This is a genomic window from Photobacterium sp. 2_MG-2023, assembly GCF_030547675.1.
In the GTDB taxonomy this organism is placed as follows: domain Bacteria; phylum Pseudomonadota; class Gammaproteobacteria; order Enterobacterales; family Vibrionaceae; genus Photobacterium; species Photobacterium arenosum.
Genome location: NZ_JAUOQQ010000027.1, coordinates 1 through 19,386, shown reverse-complemented (window position 1 = coordinate 19,386; position 19,386 = coordinate 1). Strand labels below are relative to the sequence as shown.

The window sequence follows — 19,386 nt, the reverse complement described above, 5'->3', positions numbered from 1 at the left end:
CATGTTAATTACCTTTCACTCCCAAGCCAGTGCCAACATCACCATGTTTGGCGATGTGGCAAAACAACTGATTCATATGATGGGATACTGCGAAAATATTCCCGGTATCATTGATGTCGATGACGTGCCGCAAGCGTTGTCGAATCTGCAAAGTAAACTGGCAGAAGCAGAAAAACAAGAAGCGGTTCAGCAGGCTGAAACAGAAGCGGAAGAGGATCCCTGGGAAGATCAAGAGCCACAGATCAGTATGATGACAAGAGCCAGACCACTGATTGAGATGCTGGAATCTGCCATCGCGGATGAGGTCGTGGTGATGTGGGAATCAGACAACTGATTCACTCGACCAGATGAAGTGGTGCAAAAGGATCGTCGTCCGGATCGTTGCGCCACAGGTATTCTGCGTCAATGGCAACCTTACGTGCTGCTTCCTCCCCCATTAAAAAGGCAATGAGACCAAGCGACATATCCAGCCCTGCGGCAGTGCCGGATGCGGTAAAGGTGTTCTCATCCTGAACCCATCTGGCAACAGGCTGCCATTGCACGTTATGGTTGAGCTCACTGACCCAATGATACTGGTGTTTGCTGGTGGTTGCGGCTTTGTGATCCAGCAGTCCGGCCTGAGCCAGCAGTGCCGATCCGGTACAAACGGCACAGCAAATTCTGGCTTTGCGGCCCTGGCGGCTTATCCATTGAAGCAGCTGAGGGTTGTTCAGACTGGCTTTGACGCCTTTACCACCAGGTACCAGTAACAAATCGCAGAACAGATCGTCATTAAAGTCGGCCTCAGTCATCAGGCTGACACCCTGCTCACTGATAACGGCTGAGGCGTTCTCAGAGACCAGAGTCACTGTAATCTCTTCTTCGAGCGCGTTCAGCAGCGTCAGCGGGCCACTGACATCCAGCAGGCAAAACTCTGGAAATAAGGGGATCACAATACTGATTCCACGCTGTTTGTCTGGGGCAAGGGCTTCTGTCATCCTGTCACACTTTAAATTGCTCAACCTAACGTAAAGCATAGTTGTTTAACTGGTTATCCAAAAAAATCCTGCCAGACCAGAGGTAATATTTTCTCTATGGTATGGCAGCCCTGAGACAGAGATATCGCTTACATGACGGTCAGACTATCGATTCGAAGTTATTCTCTGGTAATGCGTGCTCATTTACATACGTATCATCAGTTAGTGCTGCCCCTGCATGGCAATATAACCATGACATTGCCTGGTTACTCTGGAAAGGTCGGACCTGGGCAGTGTGTGGTTATCCGGGCTGAAATGATGCATGAGTTTAAAGCGGATGAAAAATGCCGTTTTCTGGTTGCTGATCTGGACAACTTGCCAGAGAGCATGCAGCAGTTACCCCGACCTGTATTTGCGACTTCGCCTGAACTGGTCGCCTATTGTCAGTTTCTGGAACTTCAACTGACACAGTCGGCACAGCCCGGTTTGATAGAGTCAATGTCAGCGCTGTTTTATCACTTATTGCAGAATCAGGTCATTCCCGCTTGTCGTGATGGCCGGATAAGTGAAGCCGTACGTTTTCTTAATGAAGACATCAGTCGAACACCGTCTCTTGGTGAACTGGCGGTACGGGCCTGCCTCAGTCTCAGCCAGTTCAAGACGCTGTTCAAGCAGCATATGGGGATGACGACGGGGCAGTACTTGCTCACTCAGCGTATGACAAAAGCCAAAGCGCTGCTGGCGCATTCAGATTTACCTGTTTCCCTGATTGCCGAGCGGGTAGGCTTTACGGATGTGTCAGCATTCAGCCGTCGTTTTTCGGTGTATTGGGGGGAAACGCCCCGACAGATACGCCAGCGGTGAGAGTTCGGCTTCTGGCAATACAAAACCGGCTTTTCAGCAAAAACGGCGGAATAATTCTGCGCTAATTTCTAACCTCTTTTAATCAGTGAGGCAGGAAAGAGTATGGATATTTGCTGGCAGGATTTCGAAAAAGTGGATCTCAGAATCGGACAGATCATTGCCGTCGAAGCTTTTCCGGAAGCAAGGCGGCCGGCGTTTAAGCTCTGGTTGGATTTTGGTGAGGACATAGGCCAGCGTAAAAGCAGCGCGCAAATTACCGACTTATATGACGCAACAACGCTGGTCGGTAAAAAGGTGATGGCAGTGGTCAACTTTCCGGCCAAACAGATCGGCCCCTTTATGTCGGAATGCCTGGTGACCGGATTCTATCGCGAAGATGGCTCTGTCGTGCTGGCTGTGCCGGATCAGGATATCCCCGTTGGTGCGCGGCTCGGATAAAGCAGTCAGAAAGTGGTCAGGGCAGACAGCGGATAGAGTACCCGCTGTCTGTGGATGATTTATGGTTTGTGAATTTTACCCAGATAGAGGTAGGTGTCGTAGTCGAAGGTCAACTGTCCGTCGATCTGGTGAGTATGAAATAAAGTCGTCAGGGCATCAGTGAGCGCATGGTAAGCGGCGCTGTCTTGCGGCGGGCAATAAGACGCTGAACGTACTCTGCCGATAAAACCGTCTAAGTCGAAATATTGCCGGTATTCAAAGGCCAGTTTTTGCATTTGGCCATCGGCAAAGAAATGACTGAGATCGCCGTCGGTCAGATTCATGTGATTGACGCTGGTGTAATCCGTGCCGTACTGGGCCAACAGGTCATCATACTGCTGTTGAATCGGTGTGCAGAGCTTGCGCTGATTCCAGATTAACGCGAGATGCGCGCCTGGTCTGGCAATGCGCTGAAACTCGCGACGGGTTTGCTCATTGCAAAACCAATGAAAAGACTGGGCGGCGGTGATCAGATCAACCGACGCATCAGCTAAACCTGTGCGTTCAGCAGGTGCGGCCGAACTGGTATAGCCAGAGTATTCTGCCAGTTGCTGATCAGCAGCAAACCGCATGGCGTCATTGGGTTCAATGGCGCTCACCTGAAGCCCTTTATCGAGCAGCAATTTTGTCAGTATGCCGGTACCCGCGCCGATATCGGCAATCTGTGACTGACTATCGAGATGGGTTTGAGACACTAACGTCTCGATCAAGGCGAGCGGGTAGCCGGGGCGATATTTCAGATAGTCATCGACCCGGTCTGAAAAGCGTTCTGTATTCCCTGTCATAGCAGATGATTCCTTGCATTTAGTGATACGATTACCGGTTATTGAATCAGTTGCAGCCATTGTGCTGGCTTTTCAAACATATAAGCGGGATGCTCAGTTTCCAGCTCTTTGCTTGAACCATAGCCCCAGAGCACACCGGCAGATTGCAGGCCATTCTTGCGGGCCGCTGTCAGGTCAACCGCTCTGTCGCCAATCATGAGTGAATGCTGGCTGATCGTGAACCGCTGCCGCAAGTCTTGCAGTTGCTGCCACTTTTCAATCCCGACATCGCCACCATTGATAAATTCGAACAGGCCGTCCAGGCCGAACAGCGTCAGAATCTGTTTGGCAAAGACAGCAGGCTTTGACGTGCAGATACCCATGTGTATTTTCTGATTGTGCAGGGTAAGCAGGGTGTCTTTTACACCGTCATAAAGCCTGTTTTCAGAATAACCTATGTCTGCGTATCGCTCACGGTAGCGGGCCACCAGATCGGCGATGAATTGTGGGTCATGATTGCCCGTTAACGCGATAAACGTCTTGTCCAGTGGTGGGCCAATGTAGCTGGCTATCTTCTGCTCGGGCAATTCGGGCAGCCCGCCATGGGCGAGGGCGTAATTGAATGATTTAACGATCCCCTCTTTGGGGTCACTGATGGTGCCGTCCAGATCAAAAATCAAGATGTCATGCTTCATTTATGCGGTCTCCTGAACCTATAGCGTCTAATTATGTGGTGGGTACACCAACAAACAGTGCCATGCTGAACATTATCCAGTCATTGATAATATGGGCGCCGGTAGAGACCCAGATACTTTTGGTCTTGAGGTAAGCAAGGGATAACACCAGCCGGGCGGTTCCTATGACTAACAGACATTGTAAGAGGTTCCAGCCATAGGTGGGTAAATGCGCCAGGCCAAAAATGACGGCGGTGATCACCCATGCCAGAATAATCGAGCGCGTTCTTGAAAAGTGGCAGTGGGAATAGAAAACATGCATCAGCGCCAGGAAAGGCAGAATAGTGAAAATTTCTTCGCCAAACAGCTGTGGCAAGGTCTTGAGAAAAAACAATACTTTTTCTACGGTCGTCATGTCTGACAACTGTGCCAAAGCATGATTAGGGTTGGCACCAAAAAGTTTGACGACCAGTAAACCGAGCAAGACGCTGATTACTAGATTTAACAGACCAATACCTATCATCCATTTGAGATGATTAAATGACATCGGGCGAAAGATTGCGCGCCAGTGGAAGGGAGCTATCCGGGCAAGATAGAAAAGAGGAATGGCAAAAAACAGGATGGCGGGAATGAATTGTCCAAATGGGGTGGCAAAGAGTGGGATGGGAGTAATCAATACCGCAAACCCAGCAAAGACTAGTACCACAAGGAGTAGCCACTGGCGGGGGCTGAAGGCAGCAGGTTTGTCGTTATAAAAAGGAAAATCGTCAATGGTTGAATCATTCTTGTCTATTTTCATTGCTTTCCCTACTTATTTATGTGCGTCTGATTGTACATGGTAAATGCGTGCTGGTCAGCATTCGTTAACTTGCGTAACATGGACCACAGAACTGATTGATAAGGAATTTATCATGCCTCAATTAGACTGCGTTGAAGTCAATCCTAAGGTCAAACCCACTGCTTCTGTTATCTGGTTGCACGGATTGGGATCGAATGGCCATGATTTCGAAGCCATTCTCCCTGAATTAAAGTTACCTGCTAATTCCCCTGTGCGCTTTATTTTTCCTCATGCACCGTCGTTGCCTGTGACAGTTAATGGCGGAATGGTGATGCCAGCCTGGTACGATATTCTCGAAATGGGTATCGGCCGGAAATTGGACAAAGAACAGTTGCTGGAATCTGCCGACAAAGTGGCGGATCTGATTGACCGTGAACGTGGGCGGGGCATTACGAGTGATCGGATCATTCTGGCCGGTTTCTCTCAGGGAGGGGCTGTGGCTTATCAGGTCGCGTTAACCTATCCGCATCCATTGGCCGGTTTACTGGCGCTGTCCACCTATTTTCCGACCGCTAAAAGCATTGATGTGGCACCTGCTAATCGCCACCTGCCTATCGAAGTGATGCATGGCAGCTTTGATCCTGTCGTGCTGCCATCCATGGGTAAATCGGCAGCAGAAGATTTACAGGAGCTCGGCTTTCAGCCCCAGTGGCGGGTTTACCCCATGGAACATCAGGTGTGCATGCAACAGGTTAAAGATATTGCAGACTGGCTGAAGCACACCTTAAATATCGATAATTAGCCTCGCTCGTACCCGGTTCGTTATTGACCCGACTGAGCCGGGACTATTTCCCGGCAATTTTACTGGCAAGTAATCCTTGCAGCTGGTAGATATTGGTTTTGCTGCCAAATTCCATACCGATTGGATCATGCTGGCCTGAAATCCAGATTTTTAACTCTGCGTCTAAGTCAAAATTGCCAGTCGATTCCACCAGAAACATGGTAATCGACTTATAAGGTATTGAACGATATTCCACTTTTCGCCCTGTCATACCTTGTTTGTCTATCAGCAATAAACGGCAGTCGGTCAGGATCAGCATGTCTCTTATCAGCTTGTAGGCCAGCTCAATCTTTTCATTAGGCCCCAGAATGATCTGAAGCTCTTCCGTCGCTTCAGAAATCGCCATTTCTCCGGCATTGCCCAGTAGTTTATCCAGTAGGCCCATGGTGTTTTCCTTTTTAATTATTGAGTTAGTCAGTAATTTGCTTTGTGTGGCGCTGATTAAACAATACGCATCAATGCAGAAATATACCAGCTCGGTATATTGACAGGTCAGAATGGACTTGTATATTTATACAGTGCTTTTTTTTGTTGTTCATTAACTGGAGAATGATAATGCAAAAGGAAAAATTGTCTGCGAACTGGCTTGCTTATGTCGAAGTACAGGGGCCATACGGTGAGAATTATGATCCGGCATTAAGCACCCTGTTTGGCTGGGCGGCACAGCAAGGGCTGCAGGGAGGGCGGTGTATTTTCGTCTACCTTGATGATGTGGAAAAAACACCACCGCAAGAATGCCGCACCCGTGTCGGCATCACTGTGCCTGAAAGCACTCAGGTAGAAGGCCCGATTGCGCTGACTCATTTACCGGGTGGCGATTACGCAACGTTACGTAAACAAGTAACAGATAAGACGCAATACGGGAGGTACTGGCAACAGCTGCATCAGGAGATAGCGGAAGAGACCAAAATGCAGTTCGATGATGAGCGACCGTGTTTTGAGTTGTACCACAGTGTGGATGAAGCAAATGATATTTGTGACACCAGTTTCTGCATTCCGGTTAAGTAGGGAACTACTGTTGGTATCGCAGCCACCAACCCAGGTGAAATGTCGGGGGCTGGTGGCTGTAACCGGATAACGGTATACCAGAAATCAGAACAAATTAGCGTTTATCTAAATCCATGTATTCCAGCATTTCAGACAATTGCCGGTTGCGTTCAGCCGTGAGTATTCCCAGCCAGTCCTGCATGGTCAGGGTAGTGTTCAGAGAAGCCAGCATCATTGCGGTTTGTTCTCTGTAAATCAGCCAGGCTCTCTGTACGCTTTCAACATCCCGAGCAGTGACTTCCAGGTTAAAGTCTTCAATCGGCCCCATTTTCAGGCGCTGAATCAGGCTGTCATAAGTCTGGCTTAATGTAGAATCGGCTTCATCTAACGATGGAATGTCTTCTGGCTGGTTACCCGCTAACGTGTCCAGAATTTGCGACAGATATCTGTCGTTTTGGTTAGATACCGATTCAATGCGAAAGGCCGTATGGCTGCTGCCACCGTGAAGTTCTTCATGTATTGCTCTGTGCTCAAAGAAGTCTTCTGCCATTCTGACCGCGTTTTTAATGGTTTGCTGCTGAGAAACAGGCAACTGTTGGATAGCGGTATCCTGTCGTTGTTTTCTTTCAATATGCTGTTCACCGGCAAACCGATTGGCACAGAAAGCCGAGCCAACACCGCTAGTGATGTATTGGCACAAATCAAATGTGAATGGCTGATTATGTTGCCAATGATCAAACGCATCCTGTACGGCATACTTCTCTTCTGCAGGCGCGAATCCGCCTTCGCAGATGAGCTGTAGCGTAAGCTGATTCTTTTCTGTCAGGGGGTAAGTGGAACCTGTTGAGACCTTCTCTGCTATTTCCCACACTTGGTACAGTGTGTTATCAGCCTGTGCCAGCAGATAAGCCTCGCGGTCTGCCGGCGTTAATGCTGCCAGCTCAATATGACCCACTTGTGAACACATTTGTTCAATACTGAGTTCTGGGTGATCGCCAGCCAAGGCTGATAACGGGTAAATAACGGAAAGCGTAATAAGAGACAGGGCTGAAGCCTGAATTAAAGGGATGCCTTTGATGGTGTGTCCTGACATGGTTAAGGTGTGATGGAACGTAATGAATGGCGATAAGATCGCAGGTTGTTCGTGAAAGAACAAGGGGTGAAATCAAAAATAAGCAGGAAAATTGCAAAGCATTGGCCTGATGCGATTCGGGTCATAGAAAAAAGTCGCAGCAGGCCAAAAACAGGGAGTCTGGTTACTGAGCTTGCGTCAGTAATTGTTCGATACTTTGCGTCAGTTTAGGATCGTTCGGCTTGGTGGTACTGGCAAAAACGGTGAGTACTTTGCCATTGCGATCGACCAGATATTTGTAGAAGTTCCATTTGGGCGTGATACCCAAGTCGTTAGTCAGTTGCTTAAACACAGGGTTGGCGTCGCTGCCGCGAACAGCGCTGCGATTCATCATGGGAAACGTTACGCCGTAATCCAGGTAGCAGACTTTTGCCGTGTTTTCTTCATTGCCTCTGTCCTGGAAGAAGTCATTGGACGGGAAACCGATAACGGCAAACCCCTGGTCTTTGTAAGTCTGATACAAGGTTTCGAGACCTTCATACTGAGGGGTGAAACCGCACTGGCTTGCGGTATTGACTACCAGCAGAACCTGACCTTGAAATTGCTGGCATAAATTCACGGAATCAGCACTGTTAAGTTTAGTGAACTCATGGTTTAACAATGGCGGACATTCAGGTTCAGCGGCTTGCACTGTAGTGAAAGTCGCTGACGCAGTGGCAATAGCAGTCGCTAGAATCAGGTGTTTAGTCATTGGGCGGAGCATAAGTGAATCCTGTCGTGTGAACCAGCCACAGCCGAGAGGCTATTTAAAGCTGTATGTTGATAAATTCTAACGTCTTATCGCAACATTGCGAGACATTCACCAGATTTATTTGGCATGCAGTAAGAATTGATGCACAAAGTCTTGCAATCCGACAGACAAGCTTTAACGTGTGGCAGTTATTGATAGACACTTTAATTGTAGGAGGGCGCTTGAACAGACCCAAAAACAGCGGATGGCAGCGATTGCTGACGGCTTTTCAGTCCGTGATGGACTTTCAGCAGAGGATCTGGGTCGTCAATGTCCGTGAAAGCCGTTTCCAGGATGAGTCATTCATAGTGAGTGAAGACAGCTTTACAACACCGCTCCAGTGGATGAGCAAGAAAGGTTACAGTGAAGCGATGCTGAGTGAAGTAGAGAGCATGAAGCGCTCTCAGGTGCTTGAGTTTACATTAGGCGATAGCCATCATAGTGTCATGCGAGTGAAGTAACTCGTTTCTCCTTTTCTCTGCTGTGAATAATGACCAGCGCAGCCTTGTTTAAATCAGCCCTATCTCTTTAGTCTTCTGAAAAATAAATCAAATTTAAAAATTATCAAACATTTTCACTTTCGAAAGTGCGCATTTTTATGCGTTTTTTCGTCTTCTTTGTGATAAAAAAGTTATGGTTTAGATCAAATTTTTAACATTAAGAAGATAAAAAATGCTCGTAGTCGCAAATACTAGATGCAGTGCAACTGAAGTGACTGTTGCGCCACATGAAAGAATAATGTTGATAACGAAGAAGAATGACTATGAAGACACTTTCGACCTACCTCACCTTAGCAACACTCCTTGCGGCGGGTTCTGCTCAGGCCGCGTTGAGCGATTACAAAGTCGTCCTGGTTCATGGCTTCCAGCCTGGGCAGTTGCAATCAAAACCCGACAGTAGTCAGGTTAATCTGGACGGGGCCTCGTACTGGCAAGATTATTGGCAATCCCGTGCTGATGCCCGTATCGACTGGCCATCTCACGAACGGATTACGGGAAAAATATCGACAGATTACGTGTGGCCTAAGCTGAAAGCGTTTTCGGAGCAAGGTTTATGTCATCCAGGTTGCGTGTTTGTCACCCATTCAACCGGTGATCTGGTGACGCGCTATCTGATCGATAACCAGGCAAACTGGCTGGAAAATGCCGGCCTGCAGCCACTCAATATTATTGCGACATTTGATTTTGCGGGTGCCGGTGGCGGGTCTGAATTAGGTGACATGGCAGTGAATGTTGCTGAAGGCAGCGGAACATGGAACAGCATGCTGAAATACGCAGTGTCCTTGTGGCTGGGAGAGATGCCCAGCAAAAACAATACGGGCGTATTGAACGATCTTCGTGTTGCCAATGCGCGCCAGCTTGCTGCCTTGCCGGACAGCCGTGTTCCCAGAATTCGATTTACCGGCGACAGCAGCGATTACCTGGGGGTCACTTCAGGGTATCTGCCCGGTAATGATGACGGGGTAGTGGCCAGTCATTCCACTTGCGGTGCCAGTAACGCGGGGGATTTTAACAGCTGCTCGGTGAATGTGGGCTATAACGGTAAGCTTACAACACAATCTCGAGGTGTCAGCCAGTTCATGCCTTATCATTACCCATTACTGATGGGGGAAGGCTACAGCCACAGCGGCCTGATCCATAATAAGCATGAAGGACAAGTTACAACGGCTGCGGAGCAGGTCAGCTTGCTGGATGGAAAAAGTGTCCGCGTGAATTATACCGATGAGTGGTTCTGGCTAAATGGCGCCTATTACCGTTATGTCGATGGTTCGGATACCCTGACTATGTCTGAAATTGTGCATTCTTTCTTGTGATCTCTTCATGGCTTTGGCACAGGCCAAAGCCATCCTCAGCAGGTTGGATATGAAAAAGAAAAGGATAATAGTCGTCGGGCTTTCAGGCACTGCTGTGTTGATGTTTGCCATCTATAGCATTTGGCCAACTCAGCACACGGATACGGAATCTGTGCAGGTTGCAGCCAGAGAAACTGTTAGTACCAGCAATAAAGCCGCTTTGGTGGCGACCCAGCCAGCAATAGTGACACCCCACTTATCGGTTTCAGATGACAGAAAAACTGCACCTGGGCAGAAGGAGATAACGCTTCCTGTTGATATGGCAGATCAATTTGTTGTGATTTCAAGTGTATACGCTGCAGAACTGGCTTATCCGTCTTACTCCAGGCCACTATCGGTTCAGGATACCCAGTGGCTTGAGCCGAACCGGTTTGTCGCGGTGCAGGCTCCCGTCATGGACGGTAATCATACTGCGTCGTTATTTCTTGATTCCTTTCGGCATTTTTATCCTGATCCCGTGAGCCTGACGGTGCAGAGCAGTTTGCCGGTTGAGTCGATATCTGTTGAGCTGATTGATGTCAATACACATCAAAAGCTGGCCGCTGAACAATCACTGGGCAATCAGGTTTTCTTTGAGTCTGACGAGAGCTGGCCGTCAGAAATACGAGCCAGAGCAAACATTTACTTCACAACAGGCTCCGACATACTTACCGCTGATTTTCGCTATTACATACCGGTGGCAGAAGTTGTTGCAGTCGCTAAGCCAGTTTCCGAGCGTGCTGATATGAGTATTCCGGTCACATTGTCGGTTAAGCGTGATGGGATATACCGTGTCAGAGCCAACCTTTATACCCAGAGTGGGAAGCCTGTCGCCGTTCTGAGCGCCAGGCAATCGCTTTTTGCAGGTGAACAGACGGTCACATTGAAAGCGCACAATAGTGTCCTGTCTGACACAGATGACTATGAACTGAGAACGTTTCAGGTAGAGAAAATGTCGGGCTTTCCCGGTGAAGAAACGGAATATGGTATCAGCCAGAAACCCGTCTGGCCCTTGGGCACCATAGACGTGTCTCTGTTGAGTGATGAACCGTATACCCCCACACCAGAAGAGCAGCAACGCATGCAGTTTTTGCAATCGGCCGCCTCAGACTGAGGCGGGCGGAATGTCACTGAGAATCCAGTCAAACAGCAGGGACAAGGATGCATTCGGAGTCACGTTTGGCCGAACCAGATAATATCGTTTACCCGAAGGCACACTTTGCGGGCAGGGCATGATTAACCGGCCGGCATCTAAGTCTTGCTTGGCCAGTTCAACATCCCCCACCGCGATACCAAAGCCCTGAATAGCCGCACTTACTGTTAAATCCAGAGTGGCAAACCGCTGGTTCTGGATGGCGTGTTTACCCACATAACCCATATGTGTCAGCCATAACCGCCAGTCGGTATGCTGTGGCGTTGCATGCAGCCAGGTATGCTGACTGAGCTGCTCCGGCGAAACGGGCAGTTGAGAGTGTTGAAATAACACTGGTGAGCACATGGGTGACAAGTATTCATCAAACAGACGAAATGTTTTTACTTCTTTATGGGGAGGTTGCTCGTCATAGCAAATCGCCGCATCAAAAGGTTCGGACGAGAAATTCACGCTGTGCATGATGGCAGAGGTTAACTCGACATCAATATCAGGGTGGGCCTGCTGAAATGACATCAGTTTTGGCAGCAGCCAGGAGGTAATACAGCTGGGGGCTTTTAACTTGATCTGCTGTTTCTCATTCGACACCTGATCGACTGCCTTTTGCAGTTGGGTCATGACATGCTGCACCATGGGTAAAAATGCATGCCCTTTGGTTGTCAGCGTCAGCCCGCGGGCATGGCGTTGAAACAGTCTGACTTTCAACTGTTCTTCCAAAGCCAGAATCTGGCGGCTAACAGCGCCTTGAGTGACATTCAGGTGTTTAGCTGCCATCGTAAAATTTAAGTGTTCAGCGGTTATCAGGAAAGCCTGAAGCTCTCGGGTAGAAGGAAGTCGCATCAGTGAATCAAACCTCTCAAGCCATGCGTTTTTCTCATGGCTAGTATGCCTACTTTTCGATTCTTATTTCAAATTTATTTGTTTAATTTATGTAAACGGAAAATATAAAGATTCTCAGGTTGAATGTTTAATCATAAATCTGGGTTTAATTTTGTTATTCATGCATTGCGAAGAGGTGTGTTGTGACGTCGCTAGCTACGAAATTAGTTCCAGAGGTAGTAAAAAACCTCATACCCTATCAGTCTGCTCGCCGCATTGGCGGGAAAGGACATATCTGGCTTAACGCCAACGAGCTGGAGCAGAGTGAGCGTTACGGCGAATCAGAGAGTTACAATCGCTACCCTGATTTTCTTCCGCACGTTATTGAAAAAGCGTATCTGGAATACAGCGAAAATGTCTTAGGTGGCGCAGCGCTGCAATGTCAATCGCTGGCGGTTCGCGGGGCCGATGAGGGGATCGATTTATTGATTCGGACGTTTTGCCAGCCGGGTAATGATCAAATCATTGTTTGCCCTCCCACTTATGCAATGTATGAGTTCTGTGCCGATTCAATTGCAGTGAACACAGTGAAAGTGCCTTTGGCAGAGGACTTCAGTCTGAATGTGGAGGCGATTACCCCTTATCTGAAAGACAGTAAAATTCTGTTTTTATGTTCGCCTAATAATCCGACAGGTAACGTTATCCCTCACGAGCAAATTGTGGATTTGCTTGAAGCGAGCAAAGACTCCACTCTGGTGGTGGTTGATGAGGCCTATATTGAGTTTGCGCCGCACACCAGTGTGGTGAATCTGATAGCCGAGTATCCGCATCTTGTTGTGATTCGCACCCTGTCCAAAGCGTTCGGACTGGCCTCGATCCGAGTAGGGTTTTTACTGGCTGACACGAGTGTGATGGATTATGTTGCACGCTTGATTCCTCCTTATCCGATAGCGGATCCAAGTGCGCTGGTCGCCAAAAAAGCACTCCAGGAAGAAGGACTTGAGGCCATGCGTCGTCAGGCGGATGAGCTGGTGTCCATTCGAAACTGGTTTGCTGAGGAAGTGGCAGGGCTGGCTTTCGTCGAGAAGGTGTATCCGTCTTCCACCAATTTTGTTCTGATTAAATTCAGTACCGACGATTGTCTCTATCAGTACCTGCTGCAAAAAGGCATAGTGACCCGTAATCAGGCTCATGATCCGCGATTGGCTCGCTGTGTCCGTATTTCTATCGGTACCCGAAACAGCATGCAGGAAACACTGGATGCGTTAAAAGAGTATCCATTAAATTAAAGAATAAACACGACAGTGTAAGAGGGGACAACAATGAAAAAGCAACTAGGTCTGGGTCTGATCCTGGCAACAGCAATGATGGCGAATGTTCAGGCTGCGGATAAACCGGTACGTTTAGCATCCGATTTTACTTACCCGCCATTTAACTACAAAGACGCGAATGGCACCCCGAAAGGGTTTGATATTGAAATTGCCGATGCACTCTGCCAGGAAGCGAAACTGGACTGCGTTTGGGTAACGCAGAGCTGGGACGGTTTGATTCCGTCGCTGTTAGCCCGTAAGTCAGATGCAATCATGGCATCTATGCGTATCACAGAGGAACGTAAGCAGCGGGTATTGTTTACCGACAAGTATTATCAGACTCCGGCCCGGTTTGTTGCTCGTAGCGATGCTGGTATCAGCATAGATAAAGCCGGCCTGGAAGGGAAAAAGATCGGTGTTCAGCTGGGCACTATTCATGACCGTTATGTCACTGACATGTATGGCGATGTAGCGAAAATTCAGCGTTACACAGGGCAAGACGAAGTGTATCTGGATTTAACTACCGGCCGTCTCGATGCCGCCTTTGGTAACTCGGATCAGCTTGCGCTGGCTTTTCTGGAAAAAGAGCAAGGCCAGAATTTCGAGTTTGTCGGTGAAGCAGTAACAGACAAAGCTTATATTGGCGAGGGAACAGCCCTGGCACTGCGTAAAACAGACAAAGCACTGGCGGATAAATTCAACAAAGCGATTCAGGCTATCCGTGAAAATGGTACCTATGACCGTATTGCCGGTAAGTACTTTAAGTTTGATATTTACGGTGAGTAAGGATTTCCGTTTACTCTCTGAAAAATCCGAAGCGGTTGCTTCGGATTTTTTTTGCGCTGGGGTTGGGTGAGTTTGTCGCGTATTTGATTCTGTGGCTTATTTGACATTGTCAGATGCGCGCCAGGTACTCTTTAAAGGCAAAAAGAGTACCCAGAAATGCCTTTTGTTCTTTGGTGTGGTCCGGGCCGATTGTAGGCGCTCCCGGCGCCGACAACCTAAAAATTCGTCCTGAATTTTTCCCTGGGGGAGAGGCAAACCTCAAACTTCTCATTTCTGCTTTTAAAACACACGCCAAACATAGTTAAATTAATTATAATTCAATGTCTTACTGTCATTCCCGCGTAGGCGGGAATCCATGCAGCGAGTGCGATTTCTAAGGCTGGGTGGGTATGTCGCGCTTGAGTTCGGTGTGTCATTCAGCATGGTTTGATGCGCGCCAGGTACTCTTTTAAGGCAAAAAGAGTACCCAGAAATGCCTTTTGTTCTTTGGTGTGGTCCGGGTCGGTTGTAGACGCTCCCGGCGCCGACAACCTAAAAATTCGTCCTGAATTTTTCCCTTGTGAGAGGCAAACCTCGAACTTCTCACGACTGCTTATAAAGTACACGCCAAACCTGGTTAAGTTTATTTAATTCAATGATTTATGGTAATTCCCGTGCAAGCGGGAATCCATGAGGTAAGTGTACTTCTGTGGCTTCTTTGTGCTGGGTAAGTGACCGATGTCGCTTTTCTCACAAGACGAAGTGTCGCTGATTTTTGGGGTAAGTCATAAAATACAAGAAAAGTATGGAATATCAGTTGGTTAACAGAAGCAGATTGAGTAGGATACACGACATGGTGTCGTATATCTTACTGATAGATTTATCTGGTTAAGCGAATTTAATTAAATATAATCAGATGCTTAATTGGTTTTTGATTGAAAGAGTTATATGACAGAGTTATACGACATGGTGTCGTTGAATAAAATGTTAAGCACAATCGGAATATATGAATGAATGATTTTGACCCAAAGATCATCGCTGCTCTAATCTCAGCTGTAGTCACTGTTTTTATGTTTATTGCTTCTTCGATAGTAAAATCTATTTGGGATAAGCACTTTCATAATTTCAAGTTAAAGGCTGATCACAAATATGAGCAAAGAAAAAAAATAAAAGAAGCGATATCCAAACACAAGGTTAGGCTTATGGATTCTAGTGAATCTCTAAATCATAGGCTTTGGAATTTTTCTGATAACTGCGATAAGAAGTGGCACAAGCTTCGTGATGATAAAACCATCAATGAACTTTATTATTTGGAATCTTTTACCTACCGTTTTTTATCTTTCTTTGCATGGTGTAGGAAAATCGAAAAAGAGATGGTTTATTTAGATAGCACCATTAGTGACTCAGAAGATTTAGAGTTTATTAAGTACTTAAAAATATTCCCGCAAATGTTTTGTGATACGGCTCTATTTGACGGCCATGAATATGATGCTTCTCATGCCACTGATCACTTCTTTAAAGATGACTTCCTCCATATGGTTGATTCATTAATTACGGATGAAGGTGTTATTACTTATTCAGAATTTAAGAAAAAAAGTAATAGCGCCGAATACACGAAAATGGTCAATTATATAGATGGGGTATCGGATGAAAAGGCCTGCTTGAAGTGGCATTCTTTGAGTCTGTTTCACTTTGTCCTTATGGCTTTCTTAACTAAATTTGGCTATGACTTTCAGCAGACTTCTAAAGATAAGTTGAAATTGCTATCAGGCAAGATTCCAGAAAATATTCTGGCGAATAATCTTTCCAGAATATTAGAGAGAAATCATCTTAATAAGACAAGTGAAATAAAGTCTGTACTCAAGGTGGTCAAAAGTGCTTAACAAGCGCATGTTGTCGGACTGGTTTTCCGCTGCGCTCCAAACCAGCCGCAAATGCGGGCGTTAACTGTATGAAGCACCGAGTACGAATGTCGAATAAAACGGTTTTGGAAAGGCTTTTAGTCGAAATTGACCAATACGACAAAAACCGAAGCAATCGTGATGCTTTCGCGCAGAGAGTTTACGAATCAATCGAAGCGCTAGAGGGAATACCTTACTCAGTGCATCAGCAGGTTAGGGATTGGCAATATAAAATTGAAACCGAGGGTTACTTCGAGGAAGAGGACTTTGAGTCAAAGCTAGAAGAAGTAATACCTAAACTAAAAGCATGGGTTAATGAGCTTATTCAGACCCACAGTTAACAAGGCCAGGCACAGCGACGGCTTTTCCGTTGCGGCTTCGCCTTCACTACAAAGCCGCGCGTGCTGGCGTCGTTATGTTCTTAGGATGGAACCATGGTAACTCCAATAATAATTCTTTTAATTCTTTCTTCTCCGCTGGCTATGGCCTTTGCTTACTCTAAATTCATGAAGGTGCCTGTTGATATTAACAAGTATGCTTGTTGGGGGTTAGGGCTAGCATTTATTTTTTTCTTTATAGGTCACATCGTAAAAACAGATGGAATGGTTGAAATGCTTCCTTCTTGGGTACCTTTCAAAGTTTCATTAATATATTTTACGGGGGCTCTCGAATTATTAGTTGGTATTGCTCTTTTCAAACATAAGCTCCAACCCATTGCTGCAAAACTTGGTATTCTCATTTTTGTATTGTTTTTTCCTGCAAATATATACGCTGCATTAAATAGTGTTGGGCTAGGTGGTCATCAATGGGGAGCTGTTTATTTGTTGATACGAGCACCATTGCAAATCATATTAATCGCATGGGCGTATTTCTTGTGCGTAAAGAACATAACAAGGCATTTAAACGGAACTAAAACAGTTGGTTAGGTTCCGCTTCGCTACACATTATAACCAACTATTTTAGTCCGATTAATGCGGCGTTATGCACAGTGAAATTTGAGAGAGTAATTTGAAACGAGAGAAAGTTAAGCACGAAGCTCCTTTAATTGAGTGCTTCGAAGAAATCATTGTTTCAGACCCTAAGTTTGGAATTAAGACAGCTATCAATATAGGTGATGATAATGCGACCTGTTCAGATATTGAATATTTAAGTAAGTCTGGTGAATATTTGATAATTGAAGCTAAAAGTCACGAGTCTAAAGATGCTTATAACACTAGGCATAAAATTTTTGGACAACTCCTAAAAGAGCATGGAAAGGTAAGTTATTCTCGTAAAGAGCATAATGAGGTCATCACTCTAGGAATATTAATTCCAAAAGATAAAACATCATCAGGAAAGTCTAATACCAAGAAGTCTGGGTATGATTTTTATCGCGATGGTTATGTTAGCATTCCTAAAGAGCTTTTTTCTGGGTTCGGAGAACTTGTAAAAGCTAGGTATATTTTTGTTTGCTCAGTCATAGAAAAAACTATTGATGTATATTGCTGGAATGGCTTTCATCAAGGTGATAAACCAATTTACAGTATTGGAAAAAGTGCATAACAAGCGCGTGCAATCTGACCTCCGGCCACTGTCACCCTTTGTGCAAAAACCAGCACAAAAGGCGTCAGTAGCCTCCGGCAGTTGACGCGGGCGTTATGTGCAAGTCAGGGCCATGAGTAACTGCTTCCTTTTTGACAACGACGGAACATTGGTTGATAGCGAGTACCTTTGTAACGTCGGACTAGTGTTGATGTTTAGGCGTCATGGTATAGAGCTTGATGCAGACGAACTTGTTATAAGATTTCGTGGTTGGAAGCTGGCAAGTTTGCTTTCAATCTTAGAGGAAGAGCACGAGATAAAGCTGTCCGCAAATTTCGTCAAAGATTATAGAAAGATAGTATCGGAGCTATTTGACAATGAACTGAAGCCCGTCGAGGGTGTAATTGATGTGTTGGAGTCTCTGAAAGGCCCTAAAGCCGTAGTATCGAGCGGGCCAATGCATAAAATTAAGCAGGCGCTTGATTTATGTGGCCTATCCAAATACTTTGGTGATAATTTGTTCAGTTCATACGAAGTGGGAATCTGGAAACCTGATCCTGGCATTTATCTGCATGCGGCAAAGGAAATGGGCTACTCACCAGAGCGCTGCATAGTTATAGATGATGGGCCTGTCGGTGTAAAAGCAGGTTTCGAAGCAGGTATGAAAACCTATTTTTTCAATCGCTTTAATGAAGAGTGCGATTCTGCAGGTGTTGTGAGTTTTCGAAGAATGGCAGAACTTCCGGAGTTGGTCGGCACTTAACAATCAGCGGCAGAGCGACAGCCAACGCTACGCACCTTTTGTGTTACTCGCTGGCGCTCAAACATTAACACAAAAGGTGCTCCGCGCTGGCTGCGCCTGCGCTGGGCGTTATGTGCCAGAACACTGAAGGAACATTATTCGTATGAAAGGAAGCTGTTTGTGTGGTCAGGTTCAGTATCAAATAGAAAAGCTAGAAAGCCCAATTCAACACTGCTCCTGCAAAACCTGTAGAAAGGCGCATTCAGCTGCATTTAATACAGCTGCTGCAGTTTCAAAGAAGAATTTTAAGTGGGCAAAGGGTGAGGATAAAATTTCAGGTTATGAATCTTCGCCTGGAAAAGTTCGGTACTTTTGCTCAAATTGCGGATCTCAGCTAATCGCTGAGAAAGAAGGTAGTCCAAATTACGTTCTTCGTGTGGCTACTTTAGATGATGATCCTGGGGTTAAAGCCGAGTTTGGTATCTGGAAATCTCATGAGGTTTCTTGGTTGGAGTACGGTGAGCATATTCACGCGCACCCAGAGTGGCAGCCAGGCCGATAGCCCGTAGCACATAACAAACAGCGGCAGAGCGACAGCCAACGCTACGCACCTTTTGTGTTACTCGCTGGCGCTCAAACATTAACACAAAAGGTGCTCCGCGCTGGCTGCGCCTGCGCTGGGCGTTATAACCACCGAATGAAATGGAGCATTTATGATTGCTAGGGAATGGAAAGCCACTTGCCCCAAACATTATGAAAAAGGGTTCATTGCCTATTTGTATGAAACAGGCATTAAAGATACTTCAGGGACTTCAGGTTTTCTCGGAGCACAAATCTTTAATCGCGACATAGGTACAGATGCTGAAATCACTTTGCTAACATACTGGGAAAGCTTTGAGTGCATAAAAGCTTTTGCTGGTGAAGATATTAGTGTTGCAAAGCTCTACCCAGAAGATGAAAAATACAAGTTAAAACCTGATCTTCATGTTAACCATTACGATGTTCACGAAAATATGTGGTTATAACAAATAAGGATACGTGTCGCGCAGCCGACACTTCTATCCGGATGTTGAACAAGCCCGGACAGCCTTAATAAGCAAATTGCTCGATTGGGATTCGGTGGGGATTGCGCCCGCGGTTTTCT

Annotated in this window: 25 protein-coding genes; 17 read left to right on the top strand and 8 right to left on the bottom strand. The window is 46.5% G+C overall.

Annotated features, from left to right (window positions below; translation table 11 throughout):
• Position 1 precedes the first annotated feature (1 nt).
• The gene (locus Q4491_RS18155) at positions 2-334 is read left to right on the top strand and encodes a DUF1840 domain-containing protein (RefSeq protein WP_192014163.1); all 333 of its coding nucleotides are present in this window, start codon (positions 2-4) and stop codon (positions 332-334) included.
• A gap of 1 nt (position 335) precedes the next feature.
• On the opposite strand, the gene Q4491_RS18150 is transcribed toward Q4491_RS18155, so the two are convergent.
• Positions 336-977 (bottom strand): DJ-1/PfpI family protein, encoded by a 642-nt coding sequence (locus tag Q4491_RS18150; RefSeq protein ID WP_303459647.1) that lies wholly within the window; start codon positions 975-977, stop codon positions 336-338.
• Between the two features lie 132 nt (positions 978-1,109).
• Here Q4491_RS18150 and Q4491_RS18145 point away from each other — a divergent pair, with 132 nt between their 5' ends.
• Positions 1,110-1,820, top strand: a complete 711-nt coding sequence (locus Q4491_RS18145; protein ID WP_192014161.1) for an AraC family transcriptional regulator — start codon at positions 1,110-1,112, stop codon at positions 1,818-1,820.
• A 102-nt stretch (positions 1,821-1,922) separates the two neighbouring features.
• Entirely contained in the window at positions 1,923-2,258 is a 336-nt protein-coding gene (locus Q4491_RS18140) for a tRNA-binding protein (protein ID WP_192014160.1), read from the top strand.
• Between the two features lie 59 nt (positions 2,259-2,317).
• Here the strand turns inward: Q4491_RS18140 and Q4491_RS18135 are convergent, their stop codons facing one another.
• Genes Q4491_RS18135 through Q4491_RS18125 form a run of 3 tightly spaced genes read right to left on the bottom strand, consistent with a single transcriptional unit; the run spans position 2,318 to position 4,534 of the window.
• Positions 2,318-3,082 carry a class I SAM-dependent methyltransferase gene (locus Q4491_RS18135; protein WP_192014159.1) on the bottom strand — a complete coding sequence of 255 codons (765 nt, stop codon included), beginning with the start codon at positions 3,080-3,082 and terminating at the stop codon, positions 2,318-2,320.
• Positions 3,083-3,120: 38 nt separating this feature from the next.
• Positions 3,121-3,756, bottom strand: a complete 636-nt coding sequence (locus tag Q4491_RS18130) for an HAD family hydrolase (protein ID WP_303459643.1) — start codon at positions 3,754-3,756, stop codon at positions 3,121-3,123.
• Between the two features lie 31 nt (positions 3,757-3,787).
• Positions 3,788-4,534 (bottom strand): CPBP family intramembrane glutamic endopeptidase, encoded by a 747-nt coding sequence (locus tag Q4491_RS18125; RefSeq protein ID WP_192014155.1) that lies wholly within the window; start codon positions 4,532-4,534, stop codon positions 3,788-3,790.
• Positions 4,535-4,646: 112 nt separating this feature from the next.
• Between Q4491_RS18125 and Q4491_RS18120 the strand changes: the two genes are divergently transcribed.
• Positions 4,647-5,315 (top strand): alpha/beta hydrolase, encoded by a 669-nt coding sequence (locus Q4491_RS18120; protein WP_303459638.1) that lies wholly within the window; start codon positions 4,647-4,649, stop codon positions 5,313-5,315.
• 43 nt (positions 5,316-5,358) lie between these two features.
• Here the strand turns inward: Q4491_RS18120 and Q4491_RS18115 are convergent, their stop codons facing one another.
• Positions 5,359-5,739 carry a PH domain-containing protein gene (locus Q4491_RS18115; RefSeq protein ID WP_161455251.1) on the bottom strand — a complete coding sequence of 127 codons (381 nt, stop codon included), beginning with the start codon at positions 5,737-5,739 and terminating at the stop codon, positions 5,359-5,361.
• A gap of 170 nt (positions 5,740-5,909) precedes the next feature.
• On the opposite strand from Q4491_RS18115, the gene Q4491_RS18110 reads away from it, so the two are divergent.
• Positions 5,910-6,362, top strand: coding sequence for a GyrI-like domain-containing protein (locus tag Q4491_RS18110; RefSeq protein ID WP_192014151.1), 453 nt, complete (start codon positions 5,910-5,912; stop codon positions 6,360-6,362).
• 94 nt (positions 6,363-6,456) lie between these two features.
• Here the strand turns inward: Q4491_RS18110 and Q4491_RS18105 are convergent, their stop codons facing one another.
• Together Q4491_RS18105 and Q4491_RS18100 are read right to left on the bottom strand one after the other, a co-directional pair.
• Complete coding sequence (locus Q4491_RS18105) at positions 6,457-7,434, bottom strand: hypothetical protein (RefSeq protein ID WP_303459630.1); 978 nt, start codon at positions 7,432-7,434, stop codon at positions 6,457-6,459.
• 163 nt (positions 7,435-7,597) lie between these two features.
• Positions 7,598-8,164 (bottom strand): glutathione peroxidase, encoded by a 567-nt coding sequence (locus Q4491_RS18100; protein WP_303459725.1) that lies wholly within the window; start codon positions 8,162-8,164, stop codon positions 7,598-7,600.
• A gap of 278 nt (positions 8,165-8,442) precedes the next feature.
• Between Q4491_RS18100 and Q4491_RS18095 the strand changes: the two genes are divergently transcribed.
• The 3 genes from Q4491_RS18095 to Q4491_RS18085 all read left to right on the top strand — a co-directional run bounded on the left by Q4491_RS18095 (position 8,443) and on the right by Q4491_RS18085 (position 11,148).
• The gene (locus Q4491_RS18095) at positions 8,443-8,664 is read left to right on the top strand and encodes a hypothetical protein (RefSeq protein ID WP_192014539.1); all 222 of its coding nucleotides are present in this window, start codon (positions 8,443-8,445) and stop codon (positions 8,662-8,664) included.
• 302 nt (positions 8,665-8,966) lie between these two features.
• Complete coding sequence (locus Q4491_RS18090) at positions 8,967-10,016, top strand: hypothetical protein (protein WP_303459628.1); 1,050 nt, start codon at positions 8,967-8,969, stop codon at positions 10,014-10,016.
• Between the two features lie 49 nt (positions 10,017-10,065).
• Positions 10,066-11,148, top strand: coding sequence for a hypothetical protein (locus Q4491_RS18085; RefSeq protein ID WP_303459625.1), 1,083 nt, complete (start codon positions 10,066-10,068; stop codon positions 11,146-11,148).
• On the opposite strand, the gene Q4491_RS18080 is transcribed toward Q4491_RS18085, so the two are convergent.
• The gene (locus tag Q4491_RS18080) at positions 11,140-12,024 is read right to left on the bottom strand and encodes a LysR substrate-binding domain-containing protein (RefSeq protein WP_192014143.1); all 885 of its coding nucleotides are present in this window, start codon (positions 12,022-12,024) and stop codon (positions 11,140-11,142) included. The two genes, Q4491_RS18085 and Q4491_RS18080, sit on opposite strands and share 9 nt — an antisense overlap.
• A gap of 182 nt (positions 12,025-12,206) precedes the next feature.
• On the opposite strand from Q4491_RS18080, the gene hisC reads away from it, so the two are divergent.
• From hisC to Q4491_RS18035, 9 genes are all read left to right on the top strand, one after another.
• Positions 12,207-13,292 carry a histidinol-phosphate transaminase gene (gene hisC, locus Q4491_RS18075; protein WP_303459620.1) on the top strand — a complete coding sequence of 362 codons (1,086 nt, stop codon included), beginning with the start codon at positions 12,207-12,209 and terminating at the stop codon, positions 13,290-13,292.
• A 33-nt stretch (positions 13,293-13,325) separates the two neighbouring features.
• Positions 13,326-14,099: an ABC transporter substrate-binding protein gene (locus tag Q4491_RS18070; protein WP_192014139.1), complete on the top strand. Its 774-nt coding sequence runs from the start codon at positions 13,326-13,328 to the stop codon at positions 14,097-14,099.
• A gap of 989 nt (positions 14,100-15,088) precedes the next feature.
• A complete protein-coding gene (locus tag Q4491_RS18065) occupies positions 15,089-15,961 on the top strand; it encodes a hypothetical protein (RefSeq protein WP_303459616.1) in 873 nt (290 codons plus the stop codon).
• A gap of 86 nt (positions 15,962-16,047) precedes the next feature.
• Positions 16,048-16,320: a hypothetical protein gene (locus Q4491_RS18060; RefSeq protein ID WP_303459613.1), complete on the top strand. Its 273-nt coding sequence runs from the start codon at positions 16,048-16,050 to the stop codon at positions 16,318-16,320.
• Positions 16,321-16,413: 93 nt separating this feature from the next.
• Positions 16,414-16,905: a hypothetical protein gene (locus Q4491_RS18055; RefSeq protein WP_303459611.1), complete on the top strand. Its 492-nt coding sequence runs from the start codon at positions 16,414-16,416 to the stop codon at positions 16,903-16,905.
• 82 nt (positions 16,906-16,987) lie between these two features.
• Positions 16,988-17,521 (top strand): hypothetical protein, encoded by a 534-nt coding sequence (locus tag Q4491_RS18050; protein ID WP_303459610.1) that lies wholly within the window; start codon positions 16,988-16,990, stop codon positions 17,519-17,521.
• Positions 17,522-17,633: 112 nt separating this feature from the next.
• Complete coding sequence (locus Q4491_RS18045; RefSeq protein WP_303459608.1) at positions 17,634-18,263, top strand: HAD-IA family hydrolase; 630 nt, start codon at positions 17,634-17,636, stop codon at positions 18,261-18,263.
• A 142-nt stretch (positions 18,264-18,405) separates the two neighbouring features.
• Complete coding sequence (locus Q4491_RS18040) at positions 18,406-18,804, top strand: GFA family protein (RefSeq protein WP_248220172.1); 399 nt, start codon at positions 18,406-18,408, stop codon at positions 18,802-18,804.
• A gap of 151 nt (positions 18,805-18,955) precedes the next feature.
• On the top strand, positions 18,956-19,267 hold the full coding sequence (locus tag Q4491_RS18035; RefSeq protein WP_303459594.1) for an antibiotic biosynthesis monooxygenase: 312 nt from the start codon (positions 18,956-18,958) through the stop codon (positions 19,265-19,267).
• The last annotated feature ends 119 nt before the right edge of the window (positions 19,268-19,386 follow it).